At 68.5% G+C, this 1,495-nt stretch carries 1 protein-coding gene; it reads left to right on the forward strand.

Annotated features, from left to right (window positions below; genetic code table 11):
* Nucleotides 1-51 precede the first annotated feature (51 nt).
* Nucleotides 52-1,495 (forward strand): ISL3 family transposase (locus tag AB0I41_RS35185; RefSeq protein ID WP_357115813.1); only part of this gene is annotated, 1,444 nt, incomplete at its 3' end.

Genomic DNA, 1,495 nt, shown 5'->3' on the forward strand with positions numbered 1-1,495 from the left:
CGAGGCGTCGTTGATTCCTATGTGGAGGACGTTAACGAGCTTGTACAGGCGGTGTTCTCGGGGCTGTCCCCGCTGATCATCGAGGACGTGGTCGACGAGGGTGAGCGGATCGTGGTGCGGGCCCGGACGCCGCAGGACACCGCGGTCTGCCCGATATGCGGGGCTTCGTCGGGACGGGTTCACGGCTATCACTGGCGGACGGCGGCCGACGTTCCGGTCGACGGGCGTCGGGTGGTGGTCCGCGTGCGGGTGCGACGTCTGGTGTGCCCCACGCGCGGCTGCCGCCACACCTTCCGCGAACAGGTTCCCGGGGTGCTGGAGCGATACCAGCGCCGCACGGCCCGTCTGAACAGGCAGGTCAAAGCCGTGGTCAAGGAGTTAGCGGGCCGGGCAGGGGCGCGTTTGCTGGCGATACTCGCCATGGGCCTGTCCCGTCACACGGCCCTGCGCGCCCTGCTGCGCATCCCGTTGCCCACCGGGCGGACGCCTCGTGTGATCGGCGTAGACGATTTTGCTCTGTGCCGGCGGCACCGCTATGCCACTGTGGTGATCGACGCCGAGACCCATGAGCGGATCGAGGTACTGCCCGACCGCACCGCCGACACGCTGGAAGCGTGGCTACGTGAGCATCCCGGCGTCGAGGTCGTGTGCCGCGACGGCTCGGCCACCTACGCCGAGGCCATCCGCCGTGCCCTGCCCAACGCGGTGCAGGTCGCGGACAGGTGGCACCTATGGCACAACCTGTGCGAAGCGGCCCTCAGCGAGGTAAAGGCGCACAGCACCTGCTGGGCCCCCGTACTGGACGCACCCATCTACGACGGGCCCCGCGCACAGACGACCCTGGAACGCTGGCACCAGGTCCATGACCTGCTCGACCAGGGCGTCGGCCTGCTCGAATCCGCCCGCCGTCTGCAGCTGGCCCTGAACACCGTCAAGCGCTACGCGCGAGCCGACCGGCCAGAGCGGATGCTCCGCGTCCCCAAGTACCGTGCCAGCCTCGTCGACCCCTACCGCGAGCACCTACGCACACGTCGAGCCGAGGACCCCGGCGTCCCCGTCGCGCACCTCTTCGAAGAGATCAAAGCCCTCGGCTACGAGGGCTGCCTCAACCTCCTGCACAAGTACATCAACCAAGGCCGCGCGGACGTCGACCGCAGCCACATCTCCCCGCGCCGGCTCGCCCGGATGATCCTTACCAGGCCCGACAACCTCAAGCCCGAGCATCGAGATCTTCTGGCACGGCTCACCGCAGCCTGCCCAGAGATGACCAGACTGGCCGCCGTTGTCGGGGGCTTCGCCGAGCTCCTGACGCCTCAGCCGGGAAACGCCGACCGGCTCTCGCTCTGGATCGGCCAGGTCCGCGCGGTCGATCTACCTCATCTGCACGCCTTCACCAGGGGCCTGGAACGAGACCGCGACGCCGTGAACGCAGCGCTCACGCTTCCCTACAGCAACGGCCCCACCGAAGGCGTCAACACCAAGACCAAGCGGATCG

The organism is Micromonospora sp. NPDC050200, from assembly GCF_040656135.1.
Taxonomy (GTDB): domain Bacteria; phylum Actinomycetota; class Actinomycetes; order Mycobacteriales; family Micromonosporaceae; genus Micromonospora.